General features: G+C 53.2%; 16 protein-coding genes. 7 read left to right on the top strand and 9 right to left on the bottom strand.

Annotated features, from left to right (window positions below; genetic code table 11):
• Nucleotides 1-102: 102 nt before the first annotated feature.
• Nucleotides 103-957: an aldo/keto reductase gene (locus GPJ68_RS10495; RefSeq protein WP_172860420.1), complete on the top strand. Its 855-nt coding sequence runs from the start codon at nt 103-105 to the stop codon at nt 955-957.
• Between the two features lie 95 nt (nt 958-1,052).
• Here GPJ68_RS10495 and GPJ68_RS10500 read toward each other — a convergent pair whose 3' ends face one another.
• Both GPJ68_RS10500 and gapA read right to left on the bottom strand, forming a co-directional pair.
• Nucleotides 1,053-1,937, bottom strand: a complete 885-nt coding sequence (locus tag GPJ68_RS10500; RefSeq protein WP_016156308.1) for a D-hexose-6-phosphate mutarotase — start codon at nt 1,935-1,937, stop codon at nt 1,053-1,055.
• Nucleotides 1,938-2,136: 199 nt separating this feature from the next.
• Complete coding sequence (gene gapA / locus GPJ68_RS10505) at nt 2,137-3,132, bottom strand: glyceraldehyde-3-phosphate dehydrogenase (RefSeq protein ID WP_003030697.1); 996 nt, start codon at nt 3,130-3,132, stop codon at nt 2,137-2,139.
• A 341-nt stretch (nt 3,133-3,473) separates the two neighbouring features.
• On the opposite strand from gapA, the gene msrB reads away from it, so the two are divergent.
• Both msrB and GPJ68_RS10515 read left to right on the top strand, forming a co-directional pair.
• Entirely contained in the window at nt 3,474-3,887 is a 414-nt protein-coding gene (msrB, locus tag GPJ68_RS10510) for a peptide-methionine (R)-S-oxide reductase MsrB (RefSeq protein ID WP_016152816.1), read from the top strand.
• Between the two features lie 42 nt (nt 3,888-3,929).
• On the top strand, nt 3,930-4,205 hold the full coding sequence (locus GPJ68_RS10515; RefSeq protein ID WP_016152817.1) for a YeaC family protein: 276 nt from the start codon (nt 3,930-3,932) through the stop codon (nt 4,203-4,205).
• A 44-nt stretch (nt 4,206-4,249) separates the two neighbouring features.
• On the opposite strand, the gene yajD is transcribed toward GPJ68_RS10515, so the two are convergent.
• The 5 genes from yajD to sppA form a co-directional block, all read right to left on the bottom strand.
• Nucleotides 4,250-4,594, bottom strand: a complete 345-nt coding sequence (yajD, locus tag GPJ68_RS10520; protein ID WP_003832478.1) for an HNH nuclease YajD — start codon at nt 4,592-4,594, stop codon at nt 4,250-4,252.
• A 93-nt stretch (nt 4,595-4,687) separates the two neighbouring features.
• Nucleotides 4,688-5,941 carry a glycoside hydrolase family 18 protein gene (locus tag GPJ68_RS10525; protein ID WP_172860421.1) on the bottom strand — a complete coding sequence of 418 codons (1,254 nt, stop codon included), beginning with the start codon at nt 5,939-5,941 and terminating at the stop codon, nt 4,688-4,690.
• Between the two features lie 260 nt (nt 5,942-6,201).
• Nucleotides 6,202-6,840, bottom strand: a complete 639-nt coding sequence (gene pncA, locus GPJ68_RS10530) for a bifunctional nicotinamidase/pyrazinamidase (protein WP_046275890.1) — start codon at nt 6,838-6,840, stop codon at nt 6,202-6,204.
• A gap of 14 nt (nt 6,841-6,854) precedes the next feature.
• A complete protein-coding gene (gene ansA / locus GPJ68_RS10535; protein WP_016156311.1) occupies nt 6,855-7,871 on the bottom strand; it encodes an asparaginase in 1,017 nt (338 codons plus the stop codon).
• Nucleotides 7,872-7,926: 55 nt separating this feature from the next.
• The gene (sppA, locus tag GPJ68_RS10540; protein ID WP_016156312.1) at nt 7,927-9,783 is read right to left on the bottom strand and encodes a signal peptide peptidase SppA; all 1,857 of its coding nucleotides are present in this window, start codon (nt 9,781-9,783) and stop codon (nt 7,927-7,929) included.
• Between the two features lie 175 nt (nt 9,784-9,958).
• On the opposite strand from sppA, the gene GPJ68_RS10545 reads away from it, so the two are divergent.
• The 3 genes from GPJ68_RS10545 (at nt 9,959) to topB (ending at nt 13,621) form a co-directional block, all read left to right on the top strand.
• Nucleotides 9,959-10,510 carry an NAD(P)H nitroreductase gene (locus GPJ68_RS10545; protein ID WP_016152830.1) on the top strand — a complete coding sequence of 184 codons (552 nt, stop codon included), beginning with the start codon at nt 9,959-9,961 and terminating at the stop codon, nt 10,508-10,510.
• Between the two features lie 116 nt (nt 10,511-10,626).
• A complete protein-coding gene (selD, locus tag GPJ68_RS10550; protein WP_104652142.1) occupies nt 10,627-11,670 on the top strand; it encodes a selenide, water dikinase SelD in 1,044 nt (347 codons plus the stop codon).
• Nucleotides 11,671-11,674: 4 nt separating this feature from the next.
• Nucleotides 11,675-13,621 carry a DNA topoisomerase III gene (gene topB, locus GPJ68_RS10555; RefSeq protein WP_019076618.1) on the top strand — a complete coding sequence of 649 codons (1,947 nt, stop codon included), beginning with the start codon at nt 11,675-11,677 and terminating at the stop codon, nt 13,619-13,621.
• A 63-nt stretch (nt 13,622-13,684) separates the two neighbouring features.
• Here topB and gdhA read toward each other — a convergent pair whose 3' ends face one another.
• Entirely contained in the window at nt 13,685-15,028 is a 1,344-nt protein-coding gene (gdhA, locus tag GPJ68_RS10560; protein WP_016152833.1) for an NADP-specific glutamate dehydrogenase, read from the bottom strand.
• 237 nt (nt 15,029-15,265) lie between these two features.
• On the opposite strand from gdhA, the gene GPJ68_RS10565 reads away from it, so the two are divergent.
• On the top strand, nt 15,266-15,541 hold the full coding sequence (locus GPJ68_RS10565; protein WP_046275886.1) for a YnjH family protein: 276 nt from the start codon (nt 15,266-15,268) through the stop codon (nt 15,539-15,541).
• Here the strand turns inward: GPJ68_RS10565 and GPJ68_RS10570 are convergent.
• Nucleotides 15,501-15,914 carry a pyrimidine (deoxy)nucleoside triphosphate diphosphatase gene (locus GPJ68_RS10570; protein ID WP_104652143.1) on the bottom strand — a complete coding sequence of 138 codons (414 nt, stop codon included), beginning with the start codon at nt 15,912-15,914 and terminating at the stop codon, nt 15,501-15,503. The genes GPJ68_RS10565 and GPJ68_RS10570 overlap by 41 nt on opposite strands.
• Nucleotides 15,915-15,922 lie beyond the last annotated feature (8 nt).

The raw sequence follows: 15,922 nt of genomic DNA on the forward strand, positions 1-15,922 counted from the left end.
TAGCGGTCAACTTCCAATCTTAGAAGGTGCAATTTGTGCACCCTAACAGGACACATGCCAGTTGTTTTGCTTTACTGTGGTGCATTAACACAGGAGGGCGCTATGACAGCGGAACAGGTGATGTTTACAAAGCAGGTATCGCTGCCTGCTATTGGGCAGGGAACATGGTACATGGGCGAGGATCCTGGCCGACGCCGGGAAGAGGTTTCAGCGCTGCGGGCTGGTCTGGATCTCGGTCTGCGGTTGATCGATACCGCCGAAATGTATGCAGATGGTGCAGCGGAAGAGGTAGTGGGTGAAGCATTAACCGGGCGTCGTGATAGCGCTTTTTTAGTCTCGAAAGTATATCCCTGGAATGCCGGTGGTCAGAAAGCCATTGCCGCCTGTGAAGCGAGCCTGCGTCGACTAAAAACCGATTATCTGGATCTCTATTTGCTCCACTGGACGGGCAGTTTTTCATTTGCTGAGACCGTTGATGCCATGGAAGCACTCATTGCGCAGGGGAAAATCCGCCGCTGGGGCGTCTCTAATCTCGATTACGATGACATGCAGGCGTTATGGCAAGTCACAGGTGGGCGGGAATGTGCCACTAACCAGGTGCTTTATCATTTAGCATCGCGCGGTATTGAATATGATTTACTGCCGTGGTGCCAGCAGCAGCAGATGCCGGTCATGGCTTACAGTCCGCTGGCTCAGGCGGGGCGATTGCGCGGTGACTTGCTTTCTCATTCTGTGGTGAACGACATCGCGCACGCGCACAATGTTAGTGCTGCGCAGATTTTGCTGGCATGGGTGATCCGTCTGCCGGGCGTGATGGCGATTCCAAAAGCGGCAAGCATAGCGCATGTCGAACAAAATGCCGCCGCGCTGGAGATAACGCTCTCTGTTGATGAGCTGAAGCAGTTAGATAAGGCATATCCAGCGCCAAAGGGTAAAACGGCGCTGGATATGGCCTGATTTGCCGAATGGCGATGCTCACGCTTCTTATCCGGCCAACGCAATGTTTGGTAGGCCGGATAAGGCGCAAGTTCCGTCAGGCTACAGACACAATTTTAGCGTTTAGCAACGCGGATAGTTTGTGCCAGGCGTGATGGTTTTTCTTCGCGGGTTTTCTGCGGCGCGGTCGCGTAAGCCGTCTCTACGCAAACAAACGTTTTATAGCCGTCATCCGGCATGTCGCCCATGCTAACGGACAGCGCCGGACCCGGGTTCCAGCCCACGACATTCAGATGGTGATGATGGACGACGTCGATATTGCGGTTGAGCGCATCATCATGGATAACGCTGCACGCTTGCGGATTCAGATAGACACGATCGGTGCGGTCCGGGAAGGTCTGGATACCATCAGCCAGCACATCTTCTTTAGCATCATTCACTTTGTCGATCAGGCGATCGCCAAGTCCACTGACTTTTACTGCCGCAATGTCACCGACGTTGAAATAGGTATGCAGCGCAGAGGTGGTTTCAAATTCACCGTGGGCTTCCAGTTCCATTTCACAGGTGGCACCTACTTTGAAACGGGCCAGCAGGCAGAACTCGTGCGGCCATAGCTGACGCGTTTCAGCGTTGCTTTGCAATTCAAACGTCAGCACCACGCCATTGTCGTCTTCATTGTGCGCTTTCAGCGTCCATGGCAGGTTGCGGGCAAAACCATGAGAAGGCAGGCCCTGCTGAGCAGCCGGACCAAACCACGGCCAGCAAATTGGTACGCCGCCACGCAGCGCTACGCCGGTTTTAAACGGGGTATTGTTACTTAGCCACAGGACTTCCTCTTCGCCGTTGGGTTTCCAGGAAAGAAGATGTGCGCCCTGCAGTGCGAAAGATGCTTTAACCTGTGGATGATCGACCACAAGAATCTCGAGTTCATCAAGCTGGCGGCGGGAGAGGACCGGGGTAATTTGTTCGATTACCGGAAGTGCAAAAATTTTATTAATCATTATGCAATCCTTTTTTTTACCCTAAATAATTCGAGTTGCAGGACGGCGGCAAGTGAACGATCCCGATGAGCTTACAGAAGTAAGTGATTCGGGTGAGAGAGCATTGCCAACACACCGGTAACTTGAAGTATGACGGGTATCTTCAGGCAAAAAAAAGAGCGACCTGAGTCGCTCTTACAGATTACTGTTTCATCTCAACTTATTTGGAGATGTGAGCAATCAGGTCCAGAACTTTGTTGGAGTAGCCGGTTTCGTTGTCGTACCAGGATACCAGTTTCACGAAGTTGTCGTTCAGTGCGATACCAGCTTTAGCATCGAACACGGAAGTGCAAACTTCACCGTTGAAATCGGTAGATACTACGTCGTCTTCGGTGTAACCCAGAACGCCTTTCATTGGGCCTTCGGAAGCAGCTTTGATTGCTTTCTTAATTTCTTCGTAAGAAGCAGCTTTTTCCAGACGAACGGTCAGGTCAACAACAGATACGTTCGGGGTAGGAACGCGGAACGCCATACCAGTCAGTTTGCCGTTCAGTTCTGGCAGTACTTTACCTACAGCTTTAGCAGCACCGGTAGAGGACGGGATGATGTTCTGGGATGCGCCGCGGCCGCCGCGCCAGTCTTTGTGAGACGGGCCATCAACGGTTTTCTGAGTAGCGGTGGTCGCGTGAACAGTAGTCATCAGACCTTCGATGATGCCGAAGTTGTCGTTGATAACTTTAGCCAGCGGAGCCAGGCAGTTAGTGGTGCAGGAAGCGTTAGAAACGATGTCCTGACCTTCGTATTTGTCAAAGTTAGCGCCTTTAACAAACATCGGAGTGTTATCTTTGGACGGACCAGTCAGAACCACTTTTTTCGCGCCAGCAGTGATGTGCTTACGAGCGGTTTCATCTGTCAGGAACAGGCCAGTAGCTTCAGCTACTACGTCAACACCAACTTCGTCCCATTTCAGGTTAGCCGGATCACGTTCAGCGGTAACACGGATTTTTTTACCGTTCACGATCAGATGACCGTCTTTCACTTCAACGGTACCGTTGAAACGGCCGTGAGTGGAGTCATATTTCAGCATGTAAGCCATGTAGTCAGCGTCTAACAGGTCGTTGATTGCAACGATCTCGATGTCAGAGCGTTCTTGAGCAGCACGGAAAACAATGCGACCGATACGGCCAAAACCGTTGATACCTACTTTGATAGTCATATATTCCACCAGCTATTTGTTAGTGAATAAAAGGTTGCCTGTAAAATTACAAAAACCTTACGCAGCGTCAAGCGGAATCGTGTCAATCATTGCGACAAATCAATCTGCTGCTTAAGCTTTGCGCAACTGACTCGCCTCACTCTTCCTTTGGGCTTGAAACCACATGGGGTCGGCGGCCCGAATTTTAAAGGGCAATCAAGATAAAAACGTGATTGTGATCACGAATTGCAGGCTGCCATTTCGCACGGATCAAGTTTAGAACAAAAGTTCGCACTCTGGTGTTAATGTTTTGTTAGAATCTGTCTCGCGATGTGAGTTTAGATAAAGCGAGATGTGAGCAAATGGCTAATCAACCTTCTCCAGAAGAACTAAAAAAAAATTTAACCGAAATGCAGTTCTACGTGACGCAGAATCACGGGACAGAACCGCCATTTACCGGGCGTTTGCTGCACAACAAGCGTGACGGCATCTACCACTGTTTGGTCTGCGACAAACCGCTATTTCGTTCCGAGACAAAATATGACTCTGGCTGCGGCTGGCCCAGCTTTTACGAGCCTGTCAGCGCAGAGGCTATCCGTTACATTAAAGATACTTCACACGGTATGCAGCGCATTGAAATCCGCTGTGGTAACTGTGATGCGCATCTGGGGCACGTCTTCCCGGATGGTCCGCAACCTACCGGTGAACGTTACTGCGTTAACTCAGCCTCTTTGAACTTCACCGATGGTGAAAACGGTGAGCAGACCAAAGGCTGAAGAAACGATTCAGCAAATTATTCTACGGAGAGTGGATTTAACATGAATCTTGATGAGATGATCAACAGCATGACGCCGGAAGTTTATCAGCGCTTATCAACTGCCGTTGAACTCGGAAAATGGCCGGATGGCGTGGCGCTAACGGCAGAACAAAAAGAGAACTGCTTACAGCTGGTGATGTTATGGCAGGCACGAAACAATATTGACGCGCAGCATATGACGATTGATACCAATGGTGAGATGGTGATGAAGAGTAAGCAGCAGTTGAAAGTGGAGTTTGGTATTACGCCCGAACCCATTGCGACGTTTAAATCCTGATTACTCAGGCCCGGCAAACATCTATGTCGGGCCGGCAGTTGAAGTTATTTCTTGTTCATCATCGCCTTCAGATCGGCGAACGGATTATATTTCGCTTCGCCCACCGCTTTCTGCGCATCTTCGCCTGCAACCACCGTTGAACCATACTGGTCCGCTTCCGTATATTTGGAATGTTCGTGATCGTGGCAGTACAGGCACAACATTTCCCAGTTACTACCATCTTCAGGGTTATTGGAGTGATCGTGATCGATATGGTGTACCGTCAATTCGCGCAAATTTGAGTACACGAACTCACGGGAACAACGTCCGCAGACCCAGGGGAAGAGTTTAAGCGCCTTTTCCCGGTAACCGACTTCCAGACGGGCGTAATTTTTAGGGATAAAAGCCATAAAGCTCATGCCTCCAGTAGAAAATGAAAAGCTGCGCCAAAAGCTGGCGCAGCAGAATGCGATAATCATAACCTATTGTGTCAGGCGTTGGGATCAGTGTTTGATGCCTAACGAATCGGCTAGCTGCTTCGCCAACTGGTTTTGGTCATCCGCACCGTATTCCCAGAACATGGCGCCTCCCAGCCCCTTGCTCTTGATATAGTCAGCCTTGATCGCTACCGAGCGCGGGTTTTCATAGGAGAGGGCAAAGAGCGCTTTTCCCTCCACAGACTGCACTGACAGCCACGGCACTTTTGCTTCATCATCCCAATGCTGGCTAAAGCGCTTCTGCGGATCGTTGATCAATTTCGCCACGATATCGTTGTACTTCACATAGGTATCTTTGCTCAGATCGACGCCCAGTGATTTGAACAATTCAATTTGCGCGGGCCCGAAATAGGGCTGGGTAACAGGATTTTTCTGTGCGTCAGGTTTGCTCCAGTCAATGCCAGGCTCAACAGCGCGTTTCGGTACGCGACCATAAAAACCAATGCCCAGGTTCATCTGACTCACTTTTAGACCGGCAGCAAGATAGTTGTTGACCACAAAATCAGCGCTGTACTTATCCGCCGCGGCGACTGTCGGCCATTGTGTCGAATCGTACAGGTTCGAGTTGAAATACTGCGTACCGTAAGCCATGTCATAGGTCATCAGGTTTATGTAGTCGAGCGATGGCGCAATGGCTTTCACATCCACCCAGCTTTTCGGGCTTTCCGCATTTGCGCCCACGGCGATAGTCAGTAGTTTTTTATGCCCCAATGCGGCGCGGAGCTCTTTTAACAGTGCGGTAAAGTTAGCTCGGTCGGCCGGTTGACTTTCGACCAGTCCCCAGGCGCCGTTGACCGGGTATTCCCAGTCGAGGTCGATGCCATCAAGGCCATATTTCGCAATTATCTCCTGAGCCGACTGAATAAACACCGCGCGCGATTCTTTCGTTGCCGCCGCGCCTGAGAATCCACGTGCCCCCCAACCACCGACGGAAAGCAATACTTTCAGGTTCGGATTCTGTTTACGCAACTGTGGAATTTTCAGTAAATCATCCTGCACTTTCGGTGAAAGCCAAATCTGATGCAGCTTACTAGCGTCTTTTAAGGCGTTATTGGTCTCGTCTTTTTCGTTGTTGTAGACAAGGCCAAACGAATAGTTGAGATGGGTTATCTGACGAACATCCAGTTTATTGATGTCACCACCAGGACCGGCAGTGACGTCGCCGCCACCATTGAAGTAGCCAACTGACATCAGTGAACTGGCGGAAACAACGCTGGCGCAAAGCAGGGGTAATGCTGCCAACAAAGGCAATAGTTTCATCGGTGTTCCTCTTTGACATTTAAACAAGCAAACACGCCACGGAAATGGCGTGGCGAAAAAAGCAGCACCTGCAGGTTAACAGTTTCATAACAGGAAAAATGCGAAGAGGTTCACGTCATGTCGGCGAAGCGGCAAACCATTTCTGGTAGGTTGTATCGGTTGGGGCAAACATTACTGATTGTTGACGCAAGTCCTTTTTCTGGCCTACAGATTTGCATACATGCGCAAATTCAATAGGCCGGATAAGGCGTTTTAAAGTATTAGCGATGGGTTTCCAGCCAGTCATCAAGCGTATACAGCGTTGCGCCCGCTGCGGCCATTTCCATAAACGCCTCTGCACTGTCCTGGGGTTGAATATTGACGCCACGGCAGCCGTCGGTAATAACGCTGACGGTATAACCAAGATCGAGCGCATCCAGAACGGTGAATTTAACGCAATAGTCGCTAGCCAGACCCATGATAATAAGCTCAGCAATACGGTGTTCGAGCAGCCAGGCGTTCAGCGCGGTTGCCTGACGACGACCGTTATCAAAAAATGCACTGTAACTGTCGACCAGCGGGTTCTCGCCTTTGGTGAAGGTTTTCGCTATTGCACGCTGGTTCAGCAGCGGATGCAGGGCCGCCCCTTCGCTGTTTTGCACGCAATGATCGGGCCAGAACGTTTGCGCCAGACCATCCAGTTGTCCCTGACTGTAGGGGGCGACCTGATGCTGGCTGGCAAAACTACCGTGATTAGCCGGATGCCAGTCCAGACTGGCAACAACCGTGTCGCCGCGTAGGGCGCACCAGTCAATCAGACGGTTGGCAATCTCGATTGTGCTGTCGCCTTGCGGAACAGCGAGAGCGCCGCCGGCACAAAAGTCATTTTGTAAATCGACCAACAGTAAGGCTCGGGCCATGGGCATAGACTCCTTTATTCGTCCGGGGTGAGCTCGCCGCGCAGATTTTGCGTCATTGCTTCACGAATGCTCTGCACATCCAGTCCCTGACTGAGTAAATAATGCAATTTGGTGAGCGTGGCTTCGACGGTCATATCCGCGCCGCCAATCACGCCAGCGTGGGCGAGGGCATTACCCGTCGCATAGCCACCCATGTTTACCTTGCCGGACATACACTGGGTCAGGTTCACCACCACAATGCCCCGCGAGCTCGCATCTTCAAGTTCTTGCAGAAACTCTTTATTTTGCGGTGCATTGCCCACGCCGTAGGAGCGCAAAATTAACGCTTTTACCGGCTGGCGCAGGAAGTTACGCACCACATCAGCGGAGATACCTGGGTAAATGGTGACTACGCCAATCGGTTGTGGAGTAATAGGATGAACAATCAGTTCACCTGCGCCGTGCGGTGCTGGCGGAGTTCCCAGTCGACGGATGTGGATCCCGGCTTCCAGTAGCGGCGCAAGGTTGGGTGAGGCAAAGGCGTCAAAGCCATCGGCGTGCGCTTTAGTGGTACGGTTGCCGCGAAACAGTCGATTGTTGAAAAACAGGGTTACTTCATTGATCGGATAATTTGCCGCAACGTACAGCGCGTTGAGCAGATTGATTTGCCCGTCTGAACGTAGCTCTGCCAGCGGAATTTGTGACCCTGTCACAATGACCGGTTTACCCAGGTTCTCCAACATAAAAGAGAGCGCCGAAGCCGTAAACGCCATGGTGTCGGTGCCGTGCAGAATGACAAAACCATCGTAATCGTCGTAGTGTGCTTTAATGTCTTCCGCAATATGCTGCCAGTCTTCCGGCGTCATGTCGGAGGAATCCATCAACGGGACGTATTCGTGGATGGTGAAGTCTGGCATCTCCGGGCGGTGGAATTCAGGCATCAATGCCAGTTGACGCTGGAGATGACCAGAAACAGGAATATAACCCTGTTCTGAGCGCTGCATACCAATGGTGCCGCCGGTATAGGCAACGTAAATCGATTTCTTTTGCATGACTTTTCTTCTGTCTCAATGAAAACCCCTCTTCATCCCGAAGAGGGGGCAATTGTTAGCGAACGTTGGCGCAGGTCAGGCAAAACGCATATCGGTTTTGCGGATCGTTAAACGCGGCCAGCTTATCGCTTTCCGCTTTAACTGCACTGGCCGCAGAAGCAAGCGGCGCCGGGAGCATGGCCTGAATAGCTTCGGGCAGCATGGCGCGAACGGAGCCTGACATGCTGTCCATTACCATATCGACGAATGTCGGTTCATCCTGATAATACGCAATGTGCCACTGTTTCAGCTTGGCAAGCTCAGCCGCTTTCGCGATGGCGTCGTCAAAATCACCGAGGCTGTCTACCAGTCCGTTGGCTTTCGCATCCTGACCGGTCCAGACGTGACCCTGCGCGATTTTGTCAATCTGCTCAGGGGTTGTCTTACGTGCATCCGCGACCAGCGTGATAAAGCGCTTATAGCCATTTTCAATGCTCAATTGCATCATTTGCTGCACTTCAGGCGGTAACGCTTTGGTGATGGAGATATCCGCCAGCGGGGAAGTGGCCACGCCATCGGTATGTACACCAATGGAATCCAGGCTGTTTTCTACGGTGTTGATCACACCAAAGATCCCGATTGAACCGGTTAAAGTGCTGGGGTTTGCCACAATGTAACTGGCTGGGGTGGAGATCCAGTAGCCACCGGAGGCCGCCATGCCGCCCATAGACACGACAACCGGTTTACCCGCCGCTTTTGCCGCAGCCAGCTCAGCACGAATGACTTCCGAGGCGCTGACGCTGCCGCCAGGACTGTTCACGCGCAGAACAATAGCTTTCACTTTCGGATCGAGACGCGCTTCGCGGATTTGTGCGGCAGTGGTGTCGCCCCCCACATTTCCTGGGGTTTCTTCACCGTCCATAATCGCGCCGTTCGCAAAGATAACGCCAATGCTGTCTCCGGTATCCGCCGGTGTTTTCAGCGAATAATCGTAATAGCTGACGGCGCGATAGTTTTTATCCGCTTTGCTCCAGCCAAACTGTTTGGTCAGCATTTTTTCGACTTCGGCGCTGGAGGCGAGTGCATCCACCAGTTTGTTGTCGAGCGCATATTTCGCCGTATCTCCATCGACCTTCGTCAAACCGTCCAGCATCGCCTGTGCGCCAGGGAACACCTGCTGAGCTGGGATCTGGCGGTTGGCGGCGACCGTGTCGAGATAGTTCTGCCACAGCTCGCCGATCCAGCGACTGTCGGCTTCACGCGCGGCAGGAGACATATCATCGCGGATAAACGGCTCTACGGCAGACTTATAGGTCCCGACGCGGAACACGTGCGTGGAGACTTTCAGCTTATCGAGCAGGGACTTGTAGTACAGACCGTTGGTGGCAAAGCCGTGCAGATCAACGGAACCCTGCGGAGAGAGGTAAATTTTGTTAGCAAAACTGGCGAGGTAATACTGCCCCTGGCTGAAGTTATCGCCCACGGCAAAGACCGGTTTACCGCTGTCGCGGAATTCCCGCAGTGCTTTGCCGATATACTGCATGGAAGGCTGGTCTGCCCCAGCAAAATTTTTCAGATCCATCACGATGCCGGTGATGTTGCGATCATCTTTTGCCTGGCGAATCGTATTCACGATATCGAACAGGGAGTTTTCCTGCAGACGATCGGAACTGGCGCCAAACAGCTGACGGCCAATAACGCTTAAACGACTGGTGCTCGAAGGCTTATCGACAATCACCCCGGAGATATCCAGCAGCAGCGCGCCTCGCTCAGCGTGTTCGCTGGTGTTGCTGCTGCTGACCTGCATCCAGATGCCCACGCCAACCAGCACCAAAAAGATGAAGAACAGGTTAAGCACAAATTCACGGACGAAATTGAGTAATCGCCATGTCCATTTAAAAAATCCGGCAATAAATCGCCACAGGGTTCGCATGTATTCTCCCTACCAATTAACAACACGCCACCCCGAAATCCCGGAGAAAGGCGATAAGATGAGGCTATCGTAATGACCCGACAGGCACTTGTCAGCAGGAATCACCGCCTGTGCTGTAACAAAATCCGCTCACGTGTTAATTTTGTGAACAAATTTCATTGTTGGAGTTAAGCAAATGGATGCACTCGAATTACTCATGACCCGTCGTAGCGCCTCACGTCTCGTCGAACCGGCCCCGGCAGGAGAGCAACTGCAAAATATTCTGCGTGCGGGAATGCGCGCGCCGGACCACAAAACGCTGCAACCGTGGCAATTCTTTGTCATTGAGGGCGAAGGGCGTGAACGCTTTGCCGCCGTGCTTGAAAAAGGCGCTATTGCATCTGGCAGCGATGAGAAGGCCCAGGAAAAAGCGCGCAGCGCGCCGTTTCGCGCGCCGCTGATTATTACCGTGGTGGCGAAATGTGAAGCAAACGACAAGGTTCCGCTATGGGAACAGGAAATGTCTGCCGGTTGTGCGGTGATGGCCATGCAGATGGCTGCCATTGCCCAGGGCTTTGGCGGTATCTGGCGCAGTGGCGCATTAACCGAAAGTGAGGTCGTCCGCGAAGCGTTTGACTGTCGCCCACAGGATAAAATCGTCGGTTTTCTCTATCTGGGCACACCACAGTTGAAAGCATCCACGACGATTACCCTTGCCGATCCGAGCGCATTCGTCCGTTATTTCTGATATCAACGGCAAAACTGTCTGGATTATGAGCAAAGGCACCCGAATTCAGACAGTCACTCTTACCACATCATGGAATGAGCGCTACCATATCCGGATTGCAATGACAGGAGATGTCCATGAGCGAGCAAGCTATTCGTTTAACGCAATACAGCCACGGAGCCGGTTGCGGTTGTAAAATTTCCCCAAAAGTGCTGGAAACCATCCTGCACAGCGAGCAGGCGAAGTTTGTTGATCCAAACTTACTGGTGGGTAATGAAACCCGCGACGACGCGGCTGTATACGATCTGGGGAACGGCACCAGCGTAATCAGCACCACCGATTTCTTTATGCCGATTGTCGATAATCCGTTTGATTTTGGCCGCATCGCCGCCACCAACGCCATCAGCGATATTTTCGCCATGGGCGGCAAACCGATTATGGCAATTGCTATCCTGGGCTGGCCGCTTGATAAGCTGGCGCCGGAAATCGCCCGCGAAGTAACCGAGGGCGGACGCTTTGCCTGCCGTCAGGCGGGTATCGCGCTGGCGGGGGGGCACTCTATCGATGCCCCTGAGCCTATCTTTGGTCTTGCGGTAACCGGCGTTGTTCCAACTGAACGCGTGAAGAAAAACAGCACCGCCGAGGCGGGATGCAAGCTGTTTTTGACCAAGCCTCTGGGTATTGGTGTCCTGACCACCGCAGAGAAAAAATCGCTGCTGAAGGACGAGCACAAAGGACTGGCGACGGAAGTGATGTGCCGGATGAACATTGCCGGGGCGGCATTTGCCGATATCGACGGCGTGAAAGCCATGACCGACGTTACCGGTTTTGGGCTGCTGGGGCATCTGAGCGAGATGTGTCAGGGGGCCGGCGTTCAGGCGCAGATCGTCTACCAGGTAATTCCTAAGCTGCCAGGTGTTGAAGAATACATCGCGCAGGGCGCGGTGCCGGGCGGTACCCAGCGTAACTTTGCCAGCTACGGACACCTGATGGGGGAAATGCCGCAGTCGGTTCGCGATCTGCTCTGCGATCCGCAAACTTCCGGTGGTCTGCTGTTAGCGGTAACGCCGGAAGCTGAAGCCGAAGTTAAAGCGGCAGCGGCGCAGTTTGGCATCGACCTCACCGCGATTGGTGAGTTAGTGGAAGCTCGTGGCGGTCGCGCCATGGTTGAGATCCGTTAACTCGATGCGGTTGTTTATTGCCGAAAAACCGAGTCTGGCGCGCGCTATCGCCGATGTGCTGCCGAAGCCGCATCGCAAAGGTGACGGTTTTATCGAATGCGGAAACGGGCAAGTGGTGACCTGGTGTATTGGTCACCTGCTTGAGCAGGCGCAGCCAGATGCCTATGACAGTCGTTATGCTCGCTGGAGTCTGGTTGATCTGCCGATTGTCCCGGAAAAGTGGCAACTGCAGCCGCGTCCCTCGGTGACCAAACAGCTCAACGTTATTAAGCGATTTTTGCATGAGGCCAGTGAAGTCATTCACGCAGGTGACCCTGATCGTGAAGGACAGCTGCTGGTGGATGAAGTGCTGGATTACCTGCAACTGGCCCCTGAAAAGCGCCAGCAGGTGCAACGCTGCCTGATTAACGACCTCAACCCGCAGGCCGTCGAGCGGGCGATTGAGCGTCTGCGCGCCAACAGTGAGTTCATCCCCCTGTGCGTGTCGGCACTGGCGCGAGCGCGGGCGGACTGGCTGTACGGTATCAACATGACGCGCGCTTATACCATTCTGGGGCGTAACGCGGGCTATCAGGGCGTACTTTCGGTCGGGCGCGTGCAAACGCCGGTGCTCGGACTGGTTGTGCGTCGCGATGAAGAGATTGAAAACTTCGTTGCCAAAGACTTCTTCGAGGTAAAGGCGCATATCGTGACGCCCGCCGATGAGCGGTTTACCGCTATCTGGCAGCCGAGCGAAGCGTGTGAGCCGTATCAGGATGAAGAAGGGCGCTTGCTAAACCGCACGTTGGCTGAACACGTGGTAAACCGCATTAACGGTCAGCCGGCGATCGTCACCAGCTATAACGATAAACGGGAATCAGAATCCGCGCCGCTGCCGTTTTCGCTGTCGGCGTTGCAGATTGAAGCGGCGAAACGCTTTGGCTTAAGTGCGCAAAACGTTCTGGATATCTGCCAGAAGCTGTATGAAACCCATAAACTGATCACCTATCCGCGTTCGGATAGCCGTTATCTGCCGGAAGAACACTTTGCCGGACGTCACGCGGTGCTGAACGCGATTAGCGTCCATGCGCCGGATCTGCTTCCGCAACCGGCGGTCAATCCCGATACGCGAAACCGCTGTTGGGATGATAAAAAAGTGGATGCGCACCACGCCATCATTCCAACAGCGCGCAGTTCGTCCATCAACCTGAACGATAATGAAGCGAAGATATACAACCTGATTGCCCGTCAATATCTGATGCAGTTTTGCGCGGATGCGGTATTCAGGAAGTGCGTTATTGAGCTGGATATCGCGAAAGGTAAGTTTGTCGCCAAAGCCCGTTTTCTGGCTGAAGCTGGATGGCGTACGCTGCTAGGCAACAAAGAGCGCGACGAAGATAACGACGGGACGCCGCTGCCGGTGGTGGCAAAAGACGACGAGCTGCTGTGCGAAAAAGGCGAAGTGGTTGAACGACAGACCCAGCCTCCGCGGCACTTTACCGATGCCACGCTGCTGTCAGCGATGACCGGAATCGCGCGCTTTGTGCAGGATAAAGATCTGAAAAAGATCCTGCGCGCAACGGACGGACTGGGAACGGAAGCGACGCGCGCCGGGATTATCGAGCTGCTGTTTAAGCGTGGTTTCCTGGTGAAGAAGGGGCGCTATATTCATTCTACCGATGCCGGAAAAGCGCTGTTTCATTCGCTGCCTGAAATGGCGACGCGTCCGGATATGACCGCGCACTGGGAATCTATCCTGACCCAAATCAGCGAAAAGCAGTGTCGATATCAGGATTTCATGCAGCCGCTGGTGGGGACGCTGTATCAGCTAATCGATCAGGCGCGCAGCACGCCGGTACGACGCTTCCGTGGTATTGCCGCACCGGGTAGTAGTGGTGGTGACAAGAAAAAGAGCGCGCCGCGTAAACGCACGGCGAAAAAAAGCCCGCCATCTGAAGAGGCGGGCCTGTAGTGCGCTCTTAGGCTGGATAAGGCATGTGTGCCGCATCAAGCCCACGGGAACAACAGATCTGAATTAAATCACACCCTGGCCCAACATCGCGTCGGCAACTTTCACGAATCCCGCGATGTTGGCGCCACGTACGTAGTTGGTTTGCTTGCTTTCGCCGCCGTACTCGACGCAGGCATGGTGAATATCCAGCATGATGTGGTGCAGGCGTGCATCCACTTTCTCCGCTTTCCAGCCCAGACGTGCGGCGTTCTGCGCCATTTCCAGACCGGATGTCGCTACGCCTCCCGCGTTGGCCGCTTTACCCGGCGCGAACAATACACCCGCTTCCAGGAACAGATCGGTGGCCTCGATGGTGGTAGGCATGTTTGCCCCTTCGGCGACAGCCTTCACGCCGTTGGCGATCAGCACGCGTGCCGCATCGACATCAAGTTCGTTCTGGGTGGCGCACGGCAGGGCGATATCAACCGGAACCGACCACGGCTGTTGGCCTTCCAGATAGGTCAGGCCAAATTCGCGGGCGTAATCCGCCACGCGGCCGTCGCGGCTGTCTTTGATCGCGCACAGACGCGCCAGTTTTTCTTTGGTAAATCCGCTTTCGTCGACCACGGTACCGCTGGAATCGGAGGCGGTGACTACTCGCGCGCCAAACTCCATGGCTTTCTCAATGGCGAATTGCGCCACGTTACCGGAACCAGAGACGGCCACGCGCATGCCTTCAAAGCCCAGGCCATGGCGTTTGAGCATCGCTTCGGTGAAGTACACCAGACCGTAGCCGGTAGCTTCCGGGCGAATCAGGCTGCCGCCGAAAGAGAGACCTTTACCGGTAAAGACGCAGGCGCTGTTGTTGGACAGTTTTTTCATCATCCCGGCCATAAAACCGACTTCACGACCGCCTACGCCGATATCGCCCGCCGGAACATCGGTATCGGGCCCTAAATGGCGGAACAGTTCGGTCATCAGCGCCTGGCAGAAACGCATGATTTCGCCTTCGCTTTTACCTTTCGGATCGAAATCGCTCCCGCCTTTACCCCCGCCCATTGGCAGCGTGGTGAGGGCGTTTTTAAATGTTTGCTCGAAGCCAAGGAATTTCAGGATCGACAGGTTCACGGAAGGGTGGAAACGCATCCCGCCTTTGTATGGGCCAATGGCGGAGCTAAACTGCACGCGCCACGCGCGGTTGACCTGCACCTGATTGCGATCGTCCAGCCAGACGACGCGGAACTGGATCACGCGCTCCGGTTCAACCAGACGTTCCAGCAACGACATCTGACGATAACGCGGGTTTTGCTCGAGGAAGGGCCACAGTGTCGTCATTACCTCACGAACGGCTTGCGCGAACTCGGTCTGATTAGGGTCGCGCTTTTGCACATGGTTAAGGAATGACTCCAGAGAACGTGTCTGATCCATAGATATAAGTACCTCTTATGTATTGATATGGTTATATTTTTGATTTTTGTGTTAAGTGTTTTGCAGTTTTTGACTATAACATCAGCAGTGTGACGGGACGCAAGAAAAAATTAACCGCGCTAAGTAAATTAATATTGCGGCGTGGGTCATAACCAAAAGCGATGATGGCAAGGGCTAAAGTTTCTGCCGGTTTATACCGTTATACTGAGCATAACTGTCAGTCAAAAAGGAAAGAATATGCGCCGTATAATCATGGCAGGAGCGTTGGCACTGGTGTCCAGCGCGACGCTGGCAAATCAGCCCTATCGCCCGGACGTGCAGGTGAATGTCCCGCCGGAAGTGTTCAGTTCCAGCGGTCAGCGGGCGCAACCCTGTAGTCAGTGCTGTATTTATCAGGATCAAAACTACTCAGAAGGGGCGGTGATTAAAGCGGATGGCGTTTTGCTTCAGTGCCAGCGCGATGATAAAACGATCAGCACGAATCCGCTGGTCTGGCGTCGCGTAAAAGGATAAACGCTTCTAATAGCGGGATATCGGCAGGCGCCAGCGGATAACGCAGCGCCTCTTCGGGTGAACACCAGACGATATCCTGATGTTCATACACTTTCAGCTCCCCCTGATATGACGGTACATGCCAGGCATGTAAGTGAATGAGTCGGCCTGAAACCTCGCGTTGATGGCTGGCAATGTAGCGCCCAACGACCGCCTCGATGCCCAACTCTTCACGCAGTTCACGGACCAGCGCCTTTGGCTGACTTTCCCCCGGCTCAACCTTACCGCCAGCAAACTCCCACATACCTGACTGATCCGCATGCTCCGGGCGTTGAGCCAGTAAAATTTTGCCATCACGTTCAATGATAGCGGCGACCACGTCGAGGGTTTTCATTATATTCA

The sequence above is a fragment of the Citrobacter sp. 172116965 genome (assembly GCF_013458095.1).
Taxonomy (GTDB): Bacteria; Pseudomonadota; Gammaproteobacteria; order Enterobacterales; family Enterobacteriaceae; genus Citrobacter; species Citrobacter braakii.